We start from the raw sequence: 18,063 nt of genomic DNA, 5'->3' as shown, positions 1-18,063 counted from the left end.
AGGAGGAGAATATGAAGAAGAAATTAGGGGTGTCCTTGGTCCTGCTGGCAACAGCCGGTGCCCTGTTGACCGGCTGCAACGCTCCGGAAAAGGTTGAGGCGGTCAGACCGGTACAGATTGCCGCGGGTGAAATCGATCCCGCCGAATGGGGCAAGGCATATCCGGTTCACTACGATCTGTGGAAAAAAACCGCCGAGCCCACCGAGCCCGGCAAAAGCAAATACAAGAGGGGCTTTGACGCGGACGGCATCACCTACGACAAGCTCTCCGAATTTCCCTATATGGCCCTGCTTTTCAACGGCTGGGGCTTCGGCATCGAATATAATGAGCCGCGTGGTCACGCATACATGCTGAAGGACCAGGTGGATATCGACCCGTCCCGGGTGAAGGCCGGCGGCGTCTGCCTCACCTGCAAAACCCCCTACGCACCAATACTTGAAAAGGAAAAGGGGCTGGATTTCTACAGCAAGACCTGGGCCGAGGTCCGCGCCATGATTCCGGAAAAGCATCAGGAACTCGGCGTGGCCTGCATCGACTGCCACGACAGCAAGGATATGTCGCTTGCGCTTTCCCGCGAGTTCACCCTGGGCAAGGCGCTTGACGCCATGAAGGTGGATCGCGCCAAGCTCTCCCACCAGGATATGCGCTCCCTGGTCTGCGCCCAGTGCCATGTGACCTACAACATCCCCAAGGCGGACGGCAAGTCGGTGTCCATCTACTTCCCGTGGCAGGGCAGCTCCTGGGGCGACATTTCGGTGGAAAACATCATCAAGCAGATCCGCACCGACACGTCGGTGGGCGAATGGACCCAGACGGTAACCGGGTACAAGATGCCCTTCATGCGCCATCCCGAATTTGAATTCTTTACCAGGAACAGCGTGCACTGGATGGCCGGAGTTGCCTGCACGGACTGCCATATGCCCTACACCAAGGTGGGATCGAACAAGGTGTCGGACCACCGGGTGACCAGTCCGCTGAAAAACGACCTGAAGGCCTGCCAGCAGTGCCACACCGAAACTCCGGAGTGGCTGCGTAATCAGGTCATTGCCATCCAGGACCGCGTCGCCTCCATGATGATCCGTTCCGGCTACGCCACCGCCACGGTGGCCAAGCTCATCGAAAAGGCGCATGTCCTGCAGGCGGCGGGTAAGGAAATCGATCAGAAACTCTACGCGCAGGCCAAGGATTTCTACATGGAGGCCTTCCTGCGCAGTCTTTATATCGGCGCCGAAAACTCCGTGGGCTTCCATAACCCGACCGAGGCGATGCGCATCCTGGGCGACTCCACCGCCTTTGCCATGAAGGCGGAAGCCCTTCTGCGCCAGGCCTTGACCCGTGCCGGTGAAGATCTGCCGGTGAACGTGGATCTCGAACTTGACAAGTACCTCAACGAACGGGGCAAGAAGAAGCTCATGCTGCAAAAAGACGTGGAATTCAAGGACCCCTTCGGCGTTCAGGACAAACTGGTGGAGGTGGAATCCGCCGCTAAATAATGCAAAAACGCTCTTGCGTACGTCATGCCCGCTTCATTCGGAGCGGGCATGACGGTATATTCCCCACGCCATTGCCCCCACTGTCAATCGGCATTGAAAATTGACCCACCATCGGCGTTCAAAATTGACCCACCTCAGGCAGTAGTTTTCAGTTATTGATTCTTGTTTTGATTCTCCAACTTTCGTTGCCGGTTTCGATTATTTCGCAGTGATGCGTGACCCTATCCAAGAGAGCGGTGGTCATTTTGCCGTCGCCGAAGACTTGGGGCCATTCTCCGAAGGTCAGGTTGGTGGTAATGATCAGTGAAGTCCGCTCGTAAAGCTTCGAGATCAGGTGGAACAAGAACTGTCCACCACTCTTGGAGAATGGCAGGTAGCCCAGTTCATCGAGCACAACCAGGTCATGTCTGCCCAAGAGTTCCACCAACCGGCCTCCCCGGTTATTGAGCTTCTCCTGCTCCAGTTGATTCACCAGGTCAAGCACATTGTAGAATCTGGCTTTCCTGCCATTTCTGATGCTTTGCCTGGCAATGGCAATGGCCAGATGCGTTTTGCCGGTGCCGGTGCCGCCAACCATGATGACGTTGGTGTGATCAGAGAGAAAGCTGCCACCATAAAGGCTGCGTACCTGCATCTCGCTGACCGGGGTTGCCGTGAAGTCGAACCGGTCCAGATCCTTGTCTACAGGGAACTTCGCCAGACCCATACGATAACGGATGCTTCTGACCTGCCGCTCCGCCAACTCCGCCTCCAGGAGATCACAGAGTATCTTGTCGGGTGTCGCCCTGCTCTTGATGCCCGAGGCCAGTATCTCGTCAAAGGTGTCCTTCATCCCGTACAGCCCAATGGCTCCGATTGCCTCCATTATCCGGTCACGTAGTACCATAAGCACCTCCGGAAAGCAGCTGATCGTAACGGCAACAATCCACCACCGGAATTAACGTGATCAGCGGCAGTTGGGCTGACAGCGGCAACGGTTCCGACGGTGGCTCCTCGTGTTCTCTGGATAATATACTGAGGACGATGTCACTGCTGACGGTTTTGTCTTCTACAACCTGGGCACAGGCAACGGCCACCGATTCGAGGCCATAACGGCTTACCACAGACAGGATATTGACAAACTGCCGATCGCCGCCTACTCGATTTTCAAGGATTCGCCTGACTTCGACTATTGCTTCCGGCAGATCCCATTGCTTGAAAGGGGCTCCGTCTCGCAATGCTCCCGGTTTCCTCTCCAGAACGGCCAGATAATGCCAGGGGTCGTAAATGACCTTATCGCGACCGAGATGGCGACGATGGCTGCCAACCTCAGTACCGTTCATCACCATGACGATTCGGTCAGCGTATGCCCGTACCGACACTGTCTTGCCGGCCGCCATGGCATCTACGCTGTAACGGTTGCGGTCAAAATTGATCAACAGTTGCGGAGATACACGGCTAACGCTTTCCTGGTAACCGTCGAACGGTGATGCCGACAGTGCCAGAAGTTTGTCTTTCTCCTCGGCAAAGACCTGGGCGACGGTTTGCTCCTTGCGCTCGGGATGCCTGGTGGTGGCTGCATGATTCCGGCATTCATCCGCCAACCATTCGTTCAGTTCTTCAAGGGAGGCAAAGCGGCGGCGCTTGGCAAAGAAACGTTTTCTGACCACGCCGACCTGATTCTCCACCTGCCCTTTCTCCCAGCCGGCGGCAGGGGTGCAAGCCACAAGGTCAAACAGATAATGGGAAGCCAGGTTCTGGAATCGGCGGTTGAATACCCTGTCCTTGCCCATCAGCACCTTGCTGACCACCGTCTTTAGATTATCGTAAATGCCCCGGCAACAGACACCACCAAAAAAATCAAAGGCCCGGATGTGGGCATCAAGGAGCATCTCCAGGGTCTCGCGAGTATAGGCGATGCAGAACGGTTTGCGACTATGGCAGAGGCGGAACTGAGCGATCTTCGCTTCCACCGGAACCCCAGCCAGCTCAACCTGTTCATAGCTCCAGTCGAACTGGAAGGCGTCGCCGGAAACAAATTCAAGAGGTACGTAGGATTGAACAATAGCAGTGCCACTCGACCTCTTCCATATCCCCACGTAACGACGGACGGCATCGTAGCCACCCTCGTAGCCTTCTCGCTGCAGTTGTTCAAACAGCAACTGGGCAGTCCGACGGTGACGGACCGGCTTGTCGGCATCCTCATGCAAGAGCTCACGCAGCCTCTCAATAAAGGAACCCAACTTGGGATGGGGTTGGGAGACCCTCTCGTACTTCTGATCGGTTATGCCACTTCGGATGATGTTTCTGACGGTGTTGCGGGAAAGGTTCATCTCGCGGGTGATCGCTCGAATTCCTTTCCCCTCTCTAAAATAGGCCTGTCGGATTTTACGGATTGTTTCCACGTTCAGCATCTCCTTTCTTTTCTCCTCTCTCTGATAGATTTCCAAAGAGTATGGAGCAGGGGCTGAGGTGGGTCAATTTTGAATGCCGATTTCCCCCTTTAGTGGGTCATTATTGCATGCCGATTCACATACTCTAAAGGAAAGAGCACACAAGCACCAAGCTCGACGACAGGAAATCCTCATTGAAATGGCAAGAATGCGAAGAAAAAAAGAAATGCCCGCTTTGAGTACTGGGCCGAAGAATATCGAGGTTTTCTGTAAAGCGCTTAAACTGAAATTTCAGGACAGGGATTCAAATTTCGGAAAGGGGTATCTGCAACATCTGGTAGATGAGATTAAAGTCGAAGGAAAGCAGATATGCTTGAAAGGAAGCTACGGAGCGATTGCGGGCTTGCTACAAAAAACAAAAGTGGGAACTCCGACAGGAGTGCCCACTTTTGGGAATATCTGGCTCCCCGGGACGGATTCGAACCGCCGACAAGGTGGTTAACAGCCACCTGCTCTACCGACTGAGCTACCGGGGAATATTGGTGCCCAACGAAGCGGCAAATATAGCAACTTGCTTTTCCGCCGTCAACCATTTTGAACAATAAAATTAGCAAATAGTCTATTTTCCCCTGCCGACTTGGGCTTTTTCCTTGACGCAAAACGCAGTTAATGCTAATTGATTGCACTCATTGAACGTCGGGGCGTAGCGCAGTCTGGTTAGCGCGCCTGCCTTGGGAGCAGGAGGTCGGAGGTTCGAATCCTCTCGCCCCGACCATCAATTAGTATTAATATCATAGAATTATCGGTATTCCGGTGATCCTTTTTTTATTTGCAAACAGTATCGATTTCATGCTGCGTCCACTGCGCCTTATCGGTTCCACCTCAATCTATCGCAAGATAGCTGGAAATTTCCACCCGAACCAACTCAATATTCCCGCAGCACACGCCATGCTCTCTCAGCTTTGGCGCCACGCCATCCCTGAACGGCGTTGCCGGCTCATGGTGAGTCCATTGAAACTATTCAAAAATTATCCCTTGATCACTCCACCCAAAGGCTTCTCCGTTCACCACAAGCTTTTCTTTGGCCAGCCACAAGACCAGATCGCCGGCGTCTTCCTCTTTTTCCGCAGATTGGTCTTGGGTGGACGCTTGCTGATCTGCCGACGCATCGGGGTCAAAAATTTTCACTTTCCCGCCACCGGCGATGCTGGCTGCGAGGCTCGCGGCATAGTCCCTCTCTTTCGCCGACTTCTCTGCGGAAGGCACGAAAGTGGTGTTGAAAATCATCGCGATGGAGTAAGCCTCCTGATCCGTTTTATCCTCGGCAAGCTTTTCCCGGACAAGGTCAATGGCGATTTGGGCCGTCCGTTTTTTCTTGATGTAAGTTTTTACCGACAAAACGTCGTTAAAGGTCAGCACGGTTATTTCCGGGAACTTCGGCAACGGACCCATCTCAGAGGGAAGAAACTCGCGGGTCTCATTCTCCGTGGCAAGGTGCAGTCGGATCGTCAGGTTATCCGCCATCCACCGGGTGGGCAGGAACAAGGTGAGGTTGTCGCCTTTAAAGAGGTTGAGAGGATTCAGCAAGGATTTATTCGCTGTGACCAGGAGGATCCGGTCGAATTCGGGTTTGATCCGGTTTAATATATCACGATTGCGAATTTGCCCGTAAAGCCACAGCACATCGTAATTTTTGATTTTGTCGTTTTCCATCACCGTGTCCATGATTCGATTAAACACGTCCGGACGAGAGTTGAGCAGCAAAGCCGGACCCACGGCATGGACCATCTCCGGATTTTCAATAAAGGCCATGTGCCCGTTATCTAAATTTCTCATAATCAACCGGCCGGCATTGTCCACATCGCCGATGCGGGCGTATTGCAGGGCGGCAAAGAGGATGTTCCCCCAGTCTTCATCATCCGAGTTGTCCACAATGATTTTCAGGTCGTGCCTGAGCTGATCCGGCGTCGCCTGCCCCTCCAGCAACATGGATTTGCGCATGGCGGTGGATGCCGCGTAGGGGTCTTTTCGGAAGAGGCCCTGATGAATCTGCTGGAATTGATTGAAACAGCGTAACGCCTCCTGTTTGTTACCGATTTCCTGGGCGGCTTGGCCCCGGTAGTACCAGTAGGGCGGGAATTTCTGGAAGCTGTTTTCAATCCGCTCCAATTTGCGATACCGTAACTCGAGGTTGGACTCTTTCAAAATGGCGGTATAATCGGAGAGTTGATTTTCATTCAAGCGCCATTCATCCGGCAAATTATAATGGCGCATCAACTCCCAGGAGGATTTAAGCAATTTTTTGTAAAAATTGTTAAGCCCCAGCAAGGTCTTCTCATCGATTTCCCATGCCTTTTCTTCGCGCGCTTTCCTGTAATCCTCGATTTTAAAACGGTAATTGAAATAAAAGGAACCGGCATTGACCACCGCCATCAAGATGCCGGTATACGGATTCGCGATGAACCCGGCGGGGTCTAAGATGCGGGACGTCGCACTTCTCTCAAGCTCGTTTTCGACGTCCCGCTCGTAGCTCCGCGCGAGATAGGACCGATCATGGTCCTGAATTTTAGAATTGGCGAGCAGGTCCATAAGCTCTTGGAGCAACGAGATAATTTCAGCGTCGGGGATCCTGCTCAAATTGAGGTTGTTGATGATGGTATTATATTCCTGATCAAGGACCACTTTATCGTTATATGAGATGATATGGGTCAAGGAGATTGCAATTTGATTCAAGGATTGCAGTACCTGCAATTTGGTCTGGTCCTGATCCGCAGGGGGATCGCCCTGGGGGGCCATGATTTCATCCGGGCGCGCCACCCCGACGAATGCGAAGATGGCCAACAACGCAATCAGAAAAAAGGAGACAGTTCTGTTTTTCATACTTTTCGGACCTCCCCGGTCCACGTAATTCAATTTTCGGTCTCGTAGCCGAAATCTCACTTCAAATCCCTGTTGTCGGGCAGGACTGGACTCTATCATCGGCTCAAACGAATGTCAAAAGAAAGAAATCGAGTCGCCCCGGCCGGCAAATTGACGAATCAAACAAAAAAAAAGAGGTGCCGTTTTATCAACGACAACTCTTTTTTTATTGGCCCTCCGGGATCAACCGGGCAGCCCTTCTTGTGGAGCTCTCCTCACTCCACAAAGTATCCGCACGCACAACGCCGTTATGCGGTAATCCCATAGAAGAAGTAAATAATCGCCATCATGACAACCAGATAAAGAATGGTCATGCCGGAGCCGGCCCGGAAGTAATCCACCGTGCGGTAGCCACCAGGCCGCATGATCAAGGCATTGACCTGATGGGTCGGCAGGATAAAGGTGTTGGAACAGGCAATCGCCACGACCAATGCCGCCATGCGGGGATCCGCCCCGGCGGAAACGGCCATGTTCATGGCAAGCGGCACCATGAGAACAGTGGCGCCGACGTTTGACGCAACCAGGGTAAAAAATGAGGTGAGCAGGCCGATTACCGTCAACAGGACAATGGGTGAAACCGTGCCTATGGTCGTCATGATGGTTTCGGCGATAAATTTCGCCGCACCTGTTTTTTCAAAGGCTATGCCCAGCGGAATAAGGCCGCCCAGCAAAAAAACCGTCATCCAGTCCACTGAATCATACGCTTCGTCTATACTCATGACGCCGGTGAGGATCATCCCCAGCGCACCGCCGAGCAGCGCGATGGAAAGCTGGACCTGGAAACCGAGAATCAGGACAAGCGAAATAAGCAGCCAGCCCACGGCAAATTTCAACTTGTCCGTCCTGATGATTTCCCCCTGCACCTCTTCCGTAAAGACCAGATCCGGTTTGTCCTTGATCATATGAAATTTTTCCCAGCGTCCCTGCAGCAGAATCGCATCGCCGGGCTGGAGAACAATATCTGAAATACCGGCGACAAACACCTTGTTGCCCCGGAAGATCGCCAGGGGATTCACCTGATAGCGTTTGCGGAACTCAAAGCCGCGCATGGTTTTTCGCGCCAGCTCCGATCTCGGGGTGATAATCGCCTCAAGGATGCCGGCATTATTCGGCGACAGGTCTTCGGCAAAGGTGGCAAGTTCGGCGCGCAGGGTCCAGCCGAAATTCAAGGCGAGTTTTTCGACAAATTCACGGGTTCCCACCACGGCAATATCATCACCCGGCATGATTTCGCTGTCCCGTTTGGGGGCAAAATTTTTCTGTTTCAGCGCAGTGTGCGACACCGCCACCACACTGGTGAAATAATGGGGACGAATGGCCAGGTCGGCAAGGGATCGGGGCCCGGAATAGCCCTCCGGCACGTGCAGTTCAAAAAGGGTGCCCATGTCGCGATAGGTATTTTTTAAAACCGCGGACATGGGGCCGCCGGTCTCCTCCCCCTGGGAACTCGGCAGGACCACTTTGCCGAACACGATGAAATAAAGGAGCGCGGAAACGGTAAGCGCAATACCAATGGGGGTCACGGAAAAAAGGCCGAAGGGCTCCACATCGGGATTGGAAATTTTCATGACGTCATTGAGCAGAATCAGCGGGCTTGAGCCGATCAGGGTGATACAGCCGCCGATGATGGCGCAATAGCCCATGGGAATCAGGATGCGGGAAACGGGAATACCGGTCTGCCGGCCGATACGCCGGGCCGCGGGCATGAAAAGGGCCGCCGCGCCGATATTCTGCATAAAGCTTGAAATAAAGGCAACCGTGGAGGCAATGAGCGTCACGATGCGGCTTTCGTTTTTTCCGGCGAATTTCAGGATAAGACGGGCAAGGGAATTCATGGCGCCCGTTTTATCAAGCCCCGCGCCGATAATAATAACCGCGATGATGGAAACAACCGCATTACTGGAAAGACCGCTGATGGCCTCTTTCGGGGTGACAAGTCCGAGAAGGGGCAGGACCACCATCATGATGATGCCCACGACATCCACCCGCACCCATTCGAAAATAAACAAAAGAATGGCTACGCCAAGCACAGCCATGACAAGAATTATTTCCGGTGTCATCTACTCTCCTTCGATACCGCACACAACAGAACACCCCGGTGGAGGAAAATCTCCAGCCAGGGTGCTCTCCGCTGATGCGCAAAGTTGTTAAGGGAAAACAGGGAACTGCTCCCTCACAGTATTTATTTCATTAGCAGCGGTCACCGGGGGAGTCATCCAGCCGCAAAGCCTGATGACGCGCGTCCCCGGTGCCGGATACCTCGTTTCAACCGTTTTTATGCAGTCGCGCCATGATAGCTTCCCAGATCAAATACCGGGATGGCAACATTGTCTTTCACCATGCCGACAACTTCAGGATCCGGTTCAGTGAGCACAAACCGCATGCCGGGATATGCCGCATGCAACTTTTCCACGATTTCATCCTGCAGACCTATTTCCAGCAGATGACTGAAGGCAATTCCTGCATTTTCCGCCCGTTCCCGCATGAAAACAACCTGGTTCATGCAATCCTTGCGAAAAAGCTCGATTGCCTCTTCTCTCTTTTCCTCGGCGAGACGAAGAGGCGCCCCGGTCACGTTCACGGCAAGAATTTCAAAGTCAAGACGCTTGGCCATCTCCAGGGCATATTCGACAAGTCGTGAAGAAAAGCTGCTTTCACGCCCGATGACAAGAATTTTTCGATTTCCCTTGCTCTGCTCGATCATGGAACGGGCTGTTGCATGTTCACCGGCCTCGGCAAAGGCGGCGGCAACAGCGGCATCCTGCAGGGGATTTTTTTTCCGCTCTTTCAGCAGTACCTCAAGGTCTTTCTCATTTTTCTTAAATAATCCGAAGAATGCCATTGTTTCCTCCAAGCTGACTTCCTGTCTGTTTTTTTAGCTTTTTCGTACTTTTTCCGGCCGCAAGCAGGATCAAACCCTCAGCTCGGGGCGGTTTGCGTCACTTCTTTTTTCCGGACGCTTGCCTTTCTCGACAACCGGATCAATGATATTTTTTGCGGTTTCATGCTCACCTGCCTCGGCAAAGGTGATAGCCATCATGAGTTTATCCCAGGCGTTCAGCCGTTTCTCTTCTTTTGCCATGATTTTTTCCTCCAAGAAAGAATTACAAGTTTGAAATGATATTACGTTTCGTTATTACAGATCGATGGACGGACGATTTGCCGGCCGCGCGTCAGGTCGTTGCTGTTTGCGGATTTCATCACCAAGCATGTTTTTCGCTGTGCGGTATTCTCCTGCTTCGGCAAAGGTGACCGCCATCATTATTTTGTCCAGATATGTTTGTTTTCTGTTCATCGCCATATTTGTTCCTCCTTATGATTGGCTTGTTATTTTATTGATTGCTGCATTTGCCTTTATTGCTTGCAACCACCGTGCCACACCCAAAACAAGCGGGCAACTAATCAAAATTATTGGCTTTCATTAAGAATTCCGCCCAGACTCCACATTTTACCTTAACGTTGCAACATGAAACACGACCCCACTAAAACACCAACAAACCAACTAAAAACAGCAAGTTATGAATTGTTGCACTTCCAAATAGCATTGTTGCAATTTGCATCATCGCACATAAAAAAGAAAAGAAAAACGCCGCGGCTTTTTGCGGAAAAACGGCATCAAAAAAAAGACGGGCCGAACGGGCCGTCGCAGGCAGATGCGGGCCTTGCAGCCCATGGGATATGGACGAAAGCAATTATGGAGCGAATGAAGGGATTGACGGCATGAATAAAAAAAGCGAATCATGGATTCCATGATTCGCTTTTTTTTCGGCTTTGAGCTGCTGCTCGCGCGACAGGAATTATCGCACGACAAAAGGCAATGATTCCTGCCGCGACGTGTCGTGAGGTGATGATTGAACAGGTCTCAATGAAAGCTGCCGGACAAAAAAATGCCGGACACCCGAAGACCCGTTTTTTTCGTTCAGGAGCCGTGAGTGAAAAGACCTGTCGTTTCCGGTCGTTCCGCTACGGCTCCTGAGACCACTCCGCACTTCAAGTTGCGGCCATCTTGAACGACGGCTTACTGGCACTCATGCGGGAAGGGGGTTGTATCCACGTAAGAGCTCGCGCACGGTTCGCAGGGACTGCAAAGGCCACGCTCGGGACGCTTGAAGTCATGGCAGAAGAAGCAATCAATGCCCGCATTGCCGCCGGCGGTTTTTGCGACATGGCTGTGCATCCTGTCCCAGGTGCGGGGCAGGTTTTTCTCCGCATGACACTGGGAGCAGACCTGAGACTTCGTTCCCTTCAGGGCGTATCCCTGCTTATCCAGCTTGGAACTGGTTGCCAGATTGATTGAACCGTCACCATGGCACTGGGAGCAGGCGGCCACGCTCGAGGCCGGGCTGCCCCCCGTGGTTAATGGCCATTTCCGCCTCAAGCCATTTCCAGGTATATGGTCCGGTCAAACCGGCATAGGCCATGCCGTTTGCCGCTGCCTCATTGTATTTTCCGGTCATGAACTGCCAGACGACATCAAAGGGGATCACCTGGCCGGTGGCGTCGTGAACCGCCATCTTGGACTGATGCCGCTTGATCGGCACAAGCTTGCTCACGCCGGGGGCATCGTTGACCCCGCCGTCGGCATCGGCATCGGCCATTGTCAGGTATCCGCTGACCGGATCAACGCGGTTGAGCGTTTGCCCCAACTCATAAACATAGCTGGTGCCGTTGAAGAAGACATGATCAGGGACGACATTGGCAACTTTGTGCTCTTCTCCGGCCCAGGCGCCTTGACCGTTGCAAAGGCCGGCATTCCAAACCGGATTTGTCCAGTCACGCCACATCTCGGTGGCACCTCCCTTGGCAAAGGCAGGGATATGACAGGATTGACACGCGACACGGGCAACATGGCGGTCCGGCTCAACCCGGGCGCCGGCCGCCGCATGGCCGCCGCCTCCATCCATGCCGGGATGGCAGTCAACACACGCTTTCACGGCGCCGCCCTCCGTTGGACGCAGATCAATGCCGCGGCCGGGAATTTCATGAAGTGATGACGTGTGGCAGGAAGCGCAGCTTAATCCGGCGCCGCCGTTGGCTGTTGAGGCCAGATGGACATCCTGCGCAGCCGTGGCACTTGCGGAATTAAGTCCGATGTCCCCACGTTTCACCCAGTCGCCGCCGCCTGCTTTGGCATGGCAGGACAAACAGGTGGTTGTGGTCGGACGATGAACGCCCCGCACCAGATCGAGGGCGGTCAAGCCGGGCATGGCAGCCCAGTTGAACTCGACATAAAAATCACCATTGGCATCCTTGTCCGACGGCACATAGGTCTTTTGTGTGCCCTGCCAGTCCGTGACATACATGAAATCAGCCGGATTGGTTTCGGCGGCGTATCTTGATCTGTAACTGTCGTTATGACAGCGCAGACAGTCGATATCCGCCGCAGTCAGATTTTCATATTTCCCCAGGGTCGGATGACAGCCGAGACAGGCTGCCCCCGCCTGCGCAGGGTTGGGATAGCTGCAGAAGGTGTTGATTTCGCCGAGTTTCTGGCTGAGTCCGGTTGCATTGGTTACATTGGGGGCAGCGGTAGGCATCATGCCATGCAGGGAATTGACGACATCATTGCCTTCGAACGGATGACACTCCAGACATTTGGCGGTTATCTGCGCCGGAGTGGTAAATGTTCCGGTAATGGACTGGTGGGGGTTGCCGGAGGAGCATAGATCAGCCCCGGAGCAATCCTGATCTATGCCGTCGCACTCGATTTCAACGGCACCGGGGAAGATACTGCCGTTGTTGTTATTGCAGTCCGTGGCGCTGCCATTCGGGCACACGGACACACCCGGATTGCCGTAGCCGTCGCCATCGGTGTCCTTGCAGGTCACCGGCTTTGCGGCAAAGGATTGTTCTGCTGCGAGCGGCAGAGCAAGCAAGCCCAGCGCAATTATCGACAAAATTGACTTTCACATATTTCTTCTCCTCGAAAATTTCATAAAATTGAATCACGTGTATCCGTTACCTGCTTGCTGTTCCGTCGTTCCCTCCTTTTACGAAAAACCTGCTGCGTGTTGCAGCATATTTCCTGCTGATTTCAGCACGTGAATTATTATCCGCCCGCCATCCTCTTTTTAGCTAACAAATCGGGCTATTCCGGCATAAGTACCAGCATAAAACGTACCACATTGTATATACCGATTTATTGCGAATAATATCAGGATATTATATCAATTTGTGACTACATATACCCAAGGATACCTAGACCCATGCACCCAGGACATGGGGCATATCGCGATGCCGGCTGCGCGATATGCCCCCACAAGCGGAATAATTTATTGGGGACACATGGCCTTCCGCGATGCATTATCGTCCGGCGAACAAATAAAAAAACACCATGGTGGGGAAATTTCCCCACCATGGTGTTTCCAGGCCGTCCAATCCCGGACGACAACCCGTGTTCCGAATCAAAAAAATTAATTAACAATTATCAATATTATAATATTTTTTCCCCCTTCTCCCGGTCCATGCTCTTCGCCTTGACCGGTTGGATACCGCGCCGCACGAAAACTTTTTGGCTTTTCGGGGAAAGTGCGGTAGATGTTATTCAAAGCAATGCAGGCGAAATAAAGCGACGCACCATGCCGCAGCGGGTGTTCCGACAACAATGCCGCAATAATTCAGGGGGATGGAAATGGGTCTGTTCACAAAATGGCAGGAACCGGAACAGGAGGCATGCGAATGCGCCTCACCTGAGATTGACAAATTACGCGAGGCAATTCAGCACGCGGAAATGCCGCCTCTTGTCGAAAAAGCGGCCCTGAAGGAAATCGAAAAACTCGAAAAAACGAGCAGCTCGGCAACCGAATACAGTATCGGCGTCAATTATCTCGAATATTTGATCAGTTTGCCGTGGAACACTTTTTCCGATGATAATCTTGATATCAATCATGCCCAGAAAATCCTCGACGAAGAGCATTACGGCCTCCAAGACGTCAAAGAGCGCATCATGGAATACCTTGCCGTCCGCATCCTCCGGCTCTCGTCCCGCCATACGGTTCTCCTGGTCGATGACGATGAAATCGCCTGCGCCAACATGCAGCATGTCCTGACCAAGGACGGTTACGATGTCGCCACCGCGGCCAGTGGCGCGGAGGCCTTGGGGCTCTTGGAAAAACAGCGCTTCGACCTGGTTGTCACCGATTTGAAGATGCAGGGAGTGGACGGCATGGAGGTACTGGAAAAGGCCAAGGCCCGCCATCCGCACACCGAGGTGATTATCGTCACCGGCTATGCGACGGCTCCAACGGCGGTCGAGGCGATGAAAAAAGGATCATTTCACTTCCTCGCCAAGCCACTGCAGCTTGATGAACTGCGGGCAACACTCACGGGCGCCCTGGCAAACAAAAAAAAACAGCTTGGCACCAAGGGCCCGATCCTCTGCTTCGTCGGCCCCCCGGGAACCGGCAAAACCTCCCTGCAGAAGTCCATTGCCAAATGCCTGGGCCGGCAATTTATCCGTATTTCCCTGGGCGGCATGAAGGACGAGGCGGAGATTCGCGGACATCGCCGCAGCTATGTCGGTGCCCTGCCCGGCCGGATCATTCAGGAAATCCGTCGGGCCGGAACCAGAAATCCAGTTATCATGCTCGACGAAATCGACAAAATCGGCCAGGATTTCAAGGGAGATCCGGCCTCGGCCCTGCTCGAGGTGCTGGATCACAGCCAGAATACCCATTTTATCGACAACTATCTTGACCTGCCCTTTGATCTCTCCCGGGTGATGTTTATTGCCACCGCCAATACAATTGATCCCATTCCGCCCCCTCTGCTGGACCGGCTGGAACTGCTCCACTTTTCCGGCTACACCGAAGAGGAAAAAGAAAAAATCGCCTTCAGTTATCTTGTCCCCAGGGAAATCGAGGAAGCGGGCCTGTCGCCCCGGTCACTGGTTTTCACCCCGGAGGCGGTGCGAAAAATCGTGCGGGAATACACCCAGGAAGCTGGACTCCGCAACATTCAAAGACAGATCGCCGCCATCTGCAGAAAAACGGCACGGGAAATTTTGAGCAGCAACGGCAAGACAAAGATCATCGAAGTCACGGCGGAGCTGGTGGAAAAATATCTCGGCCCGCGGAAATTTTTCTTTGAAAGCGCGGATGACAGGGAACGAATCGGCGTGGCCACCGGTCTGGCCCTCACCGAAGCGGGGGGCCGGATACTCTTTATCGAGGCAACGATCATGAAGGGCAAGGAAAATCTCATCCTCACCGGCTCCCTCGGCAATATCATGAAGGAATCGGCCCAGGCGGCACTCAGCTATCTCCGCAGCAACGCCGCGACCTTTCAGATTGACGAGGATTTTTTCGAAGGACACGATATCCATATCCATGTACCGGCCGGCGCGATTCCCAAGGACGGGCCGTCGGCTGGACTCACCATCGCCATCGCCCTGGTTTCCCTGGTGGCCAGGCGGCCGGTCAGAAGAGACGTCGCCCTGACCGGGGAGCTGACCTTAAGCGGCCGGATACTGCCGGTGGGCGGCATCCGGGATAAAATTCTTGCGGCCCGGCGGGCAGGGATGAAAACCGTCATTCTGCCCATTGCCAACAAGGCGGACCTGCGGGAGATTCCGGAAGACATGCTGGCCGGCCTGAAAATCGTCACCACCGATGATGTCATCGAGGTTGTCGCCCTTGCCCTGCACTGAAGCGGCACATGTTCCGGGTTCAGCGGCGAGGTCGCGGCAGACAAAAAGGCCTTTTGAGCCGTCACCCCGCATGTCGTGGTGCGGCATGCATTTTTTACTTTGTGGGGATAATAGCCTGACCGCGAGAGGTAAAAGAAACCCCCTGTTGAGATTGTGTCCCGATCATCACTGCTTCAATAACCGGCGGATTAACGAATTTGTCGGCTTTCCATTCAACAATAAAATTAGCGCCTGACCCCCCGGCCTTGTCCTTTTCCGGGATAACATAACGAATTGATTCCAAAGGCTTTAAAGTAACTGATCCATCCAAAAATTTCCTCAGAAGATTGCCCTGCGTTTCGTAATAATCAACTGTCGTGACTTGAATCGGATGCGCCGGATCAATATTTCTGATACTGAGCGTTACCGTCAACAAGAAAGGCCGTTCACGGTCGCCGCTGTAAATGTGGGAATATGCGGGCACATAAACCGTTTGCCCTTTCGACAAGTTTATTGTTTCATCGGCAAAGGCCGAGGATGAAACGTTGCTCGCCATGGCCCATACCGCGAGAAACAAAAAGAAACATATCTTTTTCATAAAACCTTCCCCCGGGCCGGATGTGTCAGCAACATCCGGCCAGTCTTTTAAATTCATTGCGTTCCTGTTGATTGCCGACAACCGCCACCAGATCTCCTTCCTGAAAGGAATAATTTGCTTTTGGATTGGAATGAAATATTTTTTCATGAATAATACCGACGATGGATGCTCCGGTACTGGTGCGAACGGCAGCCTCTTTAATACTTTTGCCGACAAGAGGACTTGCCGGTGTCAGCGTAACCCATGAAATTTCCAACATGTTTTTTATATTATCAAGCTTGGTCAAAAGTTGCTGATCACTGCTTGATTGATAAATCGGCGCATAAAGCTGTTGTCGCACCCCATCCGTATACTGTTGAATAACAGCCACGGGAATTTCCAGATGAAGAAGGGCCTGCCGTGCGATTTCGAGCCCTGCCTCCATCTCCGGCAGAACCGCCATGTAAACCCCGTTTTCATATAAGGTCCGAGCCTGCTCAGCGCCATTGGCCCTGACAATGATATGCAAGTCCGGCCTGAAAAGATGAGCCTGTTTGACAATGGACTGAGCCGTGATAACCGAAGGGGTGGTAATCAGCAAAAGCCTGGCGGCATGCACTCGTGAGACCTCGATTACCGTCGACTGACTCATATCGCCATAGATGACTGGAAATTTTGCCGTCTTGCATTCAAGCATTCGCTGGTGATTCAACTCAATAATGACAAAAGGAAGATCGAGCTGGGTCAGGATCTTCGCAATATGTTGTCCCACCCGTCCGCCTCCGGCAATGACGACATGGTCCTTGAGCCCGGAATGAGGGATGTTCTCCGTCTGCAGGGGCTCATACCGGAAGAGCCGTTTTTTTAATTTGTAAAGAGGGGAGGCCAGGGCCGATGCAAATGGGGTCAACACCATGCTCGACACCGATATGGCGAGGACGAGGGAATACATGTTCTGGTCGATGGCCTGGGTCTCAAGACCCACCCGGGCAAGGACAAAGGCAAATTCACCCACCTGGAACAGCCCGAGCCCGACAGCAATCGGCACGATATTGATATAGCCGAACAGCATGGCCAGCACGGAGAATATTGCCCCCTTGAACAGGCCGACAATGAGAACCAGGGAGAGAATTTTGCCCCAGTTTTCGAACAAAAAAACCGGGTCAAGCAACATGCCCACTGATGTAAAAAACAAAAGACCGAAGATGTCCCGCAGGGGAACAATGTCACTCAATGCTTGATGGCCGTAATCAGACTCGCTGAGAACCATTCCGGCAACAAACGCACCGAAAGCAAAAGAAAGCCCGAAAAGGTAGGTGGCATACCCCACTCCAAGACCTATGGCGGTAATGGACAGGATGAAAAGCTCGCGGGAATTCCAGTTGGCCACCTGCGCCAGCAGCCATGGCAGTAACTTTCTGCCCAGATAAAGCATCACCACCAGGAAGATGACGGACTTGACGACGGCAATGGCCAACAGGGGCAAACCGGCTTCGGGGTTGCTCAACTGCGGCAGGATAATCATCATCGGGATGACGGCCAGATCCTGCACAATAAGCATGCCGATCATGACCCGGCTGGAAAGTGTCCCCACAAGCCCTCTGCTCATCAGGGTCTTCAGGGTCACCATGGTGCTGGAAAGCGATATGAGGGCACCGAACCATAATGCATTGACCGAGGACCAGCCTAAATACCTGCCAAGACCAAAGCCAAGGGCGATGGTGAGCAGAATTTGAACAGGAGTGCCGAACAGGGCGATATTGCGAACCGGTTTTAATTCGCTGATGGAAAATTCCAGCCCCAGTGCAAAAAGAAGAAGGGCCACGCCGATTTCCGCCAGGAGTTCGATTTCATGAATATCGCCGACCGTCACCCCGCCCGTATGCGGCCCGACAACGATGCCGGCAAGTATGTACCCCAGGATCAACGGCTGTTTGATCCTTTGCGCAATCAGCGCGCCAATCAAGGCGGCAACCACGATAATGACGATATCCGCGGCTACGCCCATTTGCAGAACCTCTCTTCAGAAAATGGCATTGTTTTTCAACCCGATAATCTCGAACTGTTGGCAAACAT

12 protein-coding genes and 2 tRNA genes are annotated in these 18,063 nt (G+C 53.0%); 3 read left to right on the top strand and 11 right to left on the bottom strand.

All coding sequences use genetic code 11. From position 1 onward, the window contains the following. The first annotated feature begins 11 nt into the window (after positions 1–11). Positions 12–1,493: a cytochrome C nitrite reductase gene (locus BM485_15700; GenBank protein OKY74058.1), complete on the top strand. Its 1,482-nt coding sequence runs from the start codon at positions 12–14 to the stop codon at positions 1,491–1,493. 148 nt (positions 1,494–1,641) lie between these two features. On the opposite strand, the gene BM485_15695 is transcribed toward BM485_15700, so the two are convergent. The 3 genes from BM485_15695 to BM485_15685 form a co-directional block, all read right to left on the bottom strand. After that, complete coding sequence (locus tag BM485_15695) at positions 1,642–2,379, bottom strand: ATPase (protein OKY74057.1); 738 nt, start codon at positions 2,377–2,379, stop codon at positions 1,642–1,644. Beyond that, a complete protein-coding gene (locus tag BM485_15690) occupies positions 2,366–3,886 on the bottom strand; it encodes a transposase (protein ID OKY74056.1) in 1,521 nt (506 codons plus the stop codon). Before BM485_15690 ends, BM485_15695 begins: the two co-directional genes overlap by 14 nt. A gap of 439 nt (positions 3,887–4,325) precedes the next feature. Beyond that, a tRNA-Asn gene (locus tag BM485_15685) sits at positions 4,326–4,401 on the bottom strand. A 161-nt stretch (positions 4,402–4,562) separates the two neighbouring features. Between BM485_15685 and BM485_15680 the strand changes: the two genes are divergently transcribed. After that, positions 4,563–4,640, top strand: a tRNA-Pro gene (locus BM485_15680). A 242-nt stretch (positions 4,641–4,882) separates the two neighbouring features. Here the strand turns inward: BM485_15680 and BM485_15675 are convergent. The 6 genes from BM485_15675 to BM485_15650 form a co-directional block, all read right to left on the bottom strand. Next, on the bottom strand, positions 4,883–6,745 hold the full coding sequence (locus tag BM485_15675; GenBank protein ID OKY74055.1) for a hypothetical protein: 1,863 nt from the start codon (positions 6,743–6,745) through the stop codon (positions 4,883–4,885). 287 nt (positions 6,746–7,032) lie between these two features. After that, positions 7,033–8,844, bottom strand: a complete 1,812-nt coding sequence (locus tag BM485_15670) for an SLC13 family permease (protein ID OKY74054.1) — start codon at positions 8,842–8,844, stop codon at positions 7,033–7,035. Positions 8,845–9,059: 215 nt separating this feature from the next. Next, positions 9,060–9,638: a hypothetical protein gene (locus BM485_15665; protein OKY74053.1), complete on the bottom strand. Its 579-nt coding sequence runs from the start codon at positions 9,636–9,638 to the stop codon at positions 9,060–9,062. A 705-nt stretch (positions 9,639–10,343) separates the two neighbouring features. Further along, the gene (locus tag BM485_15660; GenBank protein ID OKY74052.1) at positions 10,344–10,526 is read right to left on the bottom strand and encodes a hypothetical protein; all 183 of its coding nucleotides are present in this window, start codon (positions 10,524–10,526) and stop codon (positions 10,344–10,346) included. A gap of 276 nt (positions 10,527–10,802) precedes the next feature. Continuing rightward, on the bottom strand, positions 10,803–11,114 hold the full coding sequence (locus BM485_15655; protein ID OKY74051.1) for a hypothetical protein: 312 nt from the start codon (positions 11,112–11,114) through the stop codon (positions 10,803–10,805). After that, a complete protein-coding gene (locus tag BM485_15650; GenBank protein OKY74050.1) occupies positions 11,086–12,681 on the bottom strand; it encodes a hypothetical protein in 1,596 nt (531 codons plus the stop codon). The genes BM485_15655 and BM485_15650 overlap by 29 nt, the downstream gene beginning before the upstream one ends. Before the next feature lie 734 nt (positions 12,682–13,415). On the opposite strand from BM485_15650, the gene BM485_15645 reads away from it, so the two are divergent. Further along, positions 13,416–15,431 carry an endopeptidase La gene (locus BM485_15645; GenBank protein ID OKY74049.1) on the top strand — a complete coding sequence of 672 codons (2,016 nt, stop codon included), beginning with the start codon at positions 13,416–13,418 and terminating at the stop codon, positions 15,429–15,431. A 94-nt stretch (positions 15,432–15,525) separates the two neighbouring features. Here BM485_15645 and BM485_15640 read toward each other — a convergent pair whose 3' ends face one another. Both BM485_15640 and BM485_15635 read right to left on the bottom strand, forming a co-directional pair. Beyond that, the gene (locus BM485_15640) at positions 15,526–16,008 is read right to left on the bottom strand and encodes a hypothetical protein (GenBank protein OKY74100.1); all 483 of its coding nucleotides are present in this window, start codon (positions 16,006–16,008) and stop codon (positions 15,526–15,528) included. Between the two features lie 25 nt (positions 16,009–16,033). Further along, a complete protein-coding gene (locus BM485_15635) occupies positions 16,034–17,995 on the bottom strand; it encodes a portal protein (protein ID OKY74048.1) in 1,962 nt (653 codons plus the stop codon). Positions 17,996–18,063 lie beyond the last annotated feature (68 nt).

The sequence above is a fragment of the Desulfobulbaceae bacterium DB1 genome, from assembly GCA_001914235.1.
Lineage (GTDB): Bacteria > Desulfobacterota > Desulfobulbia > Desulfobulbales > SURF-16 > DB1.
This window is presented reverse-complemented; position numbering and strand designations above follow the sequence as displayed.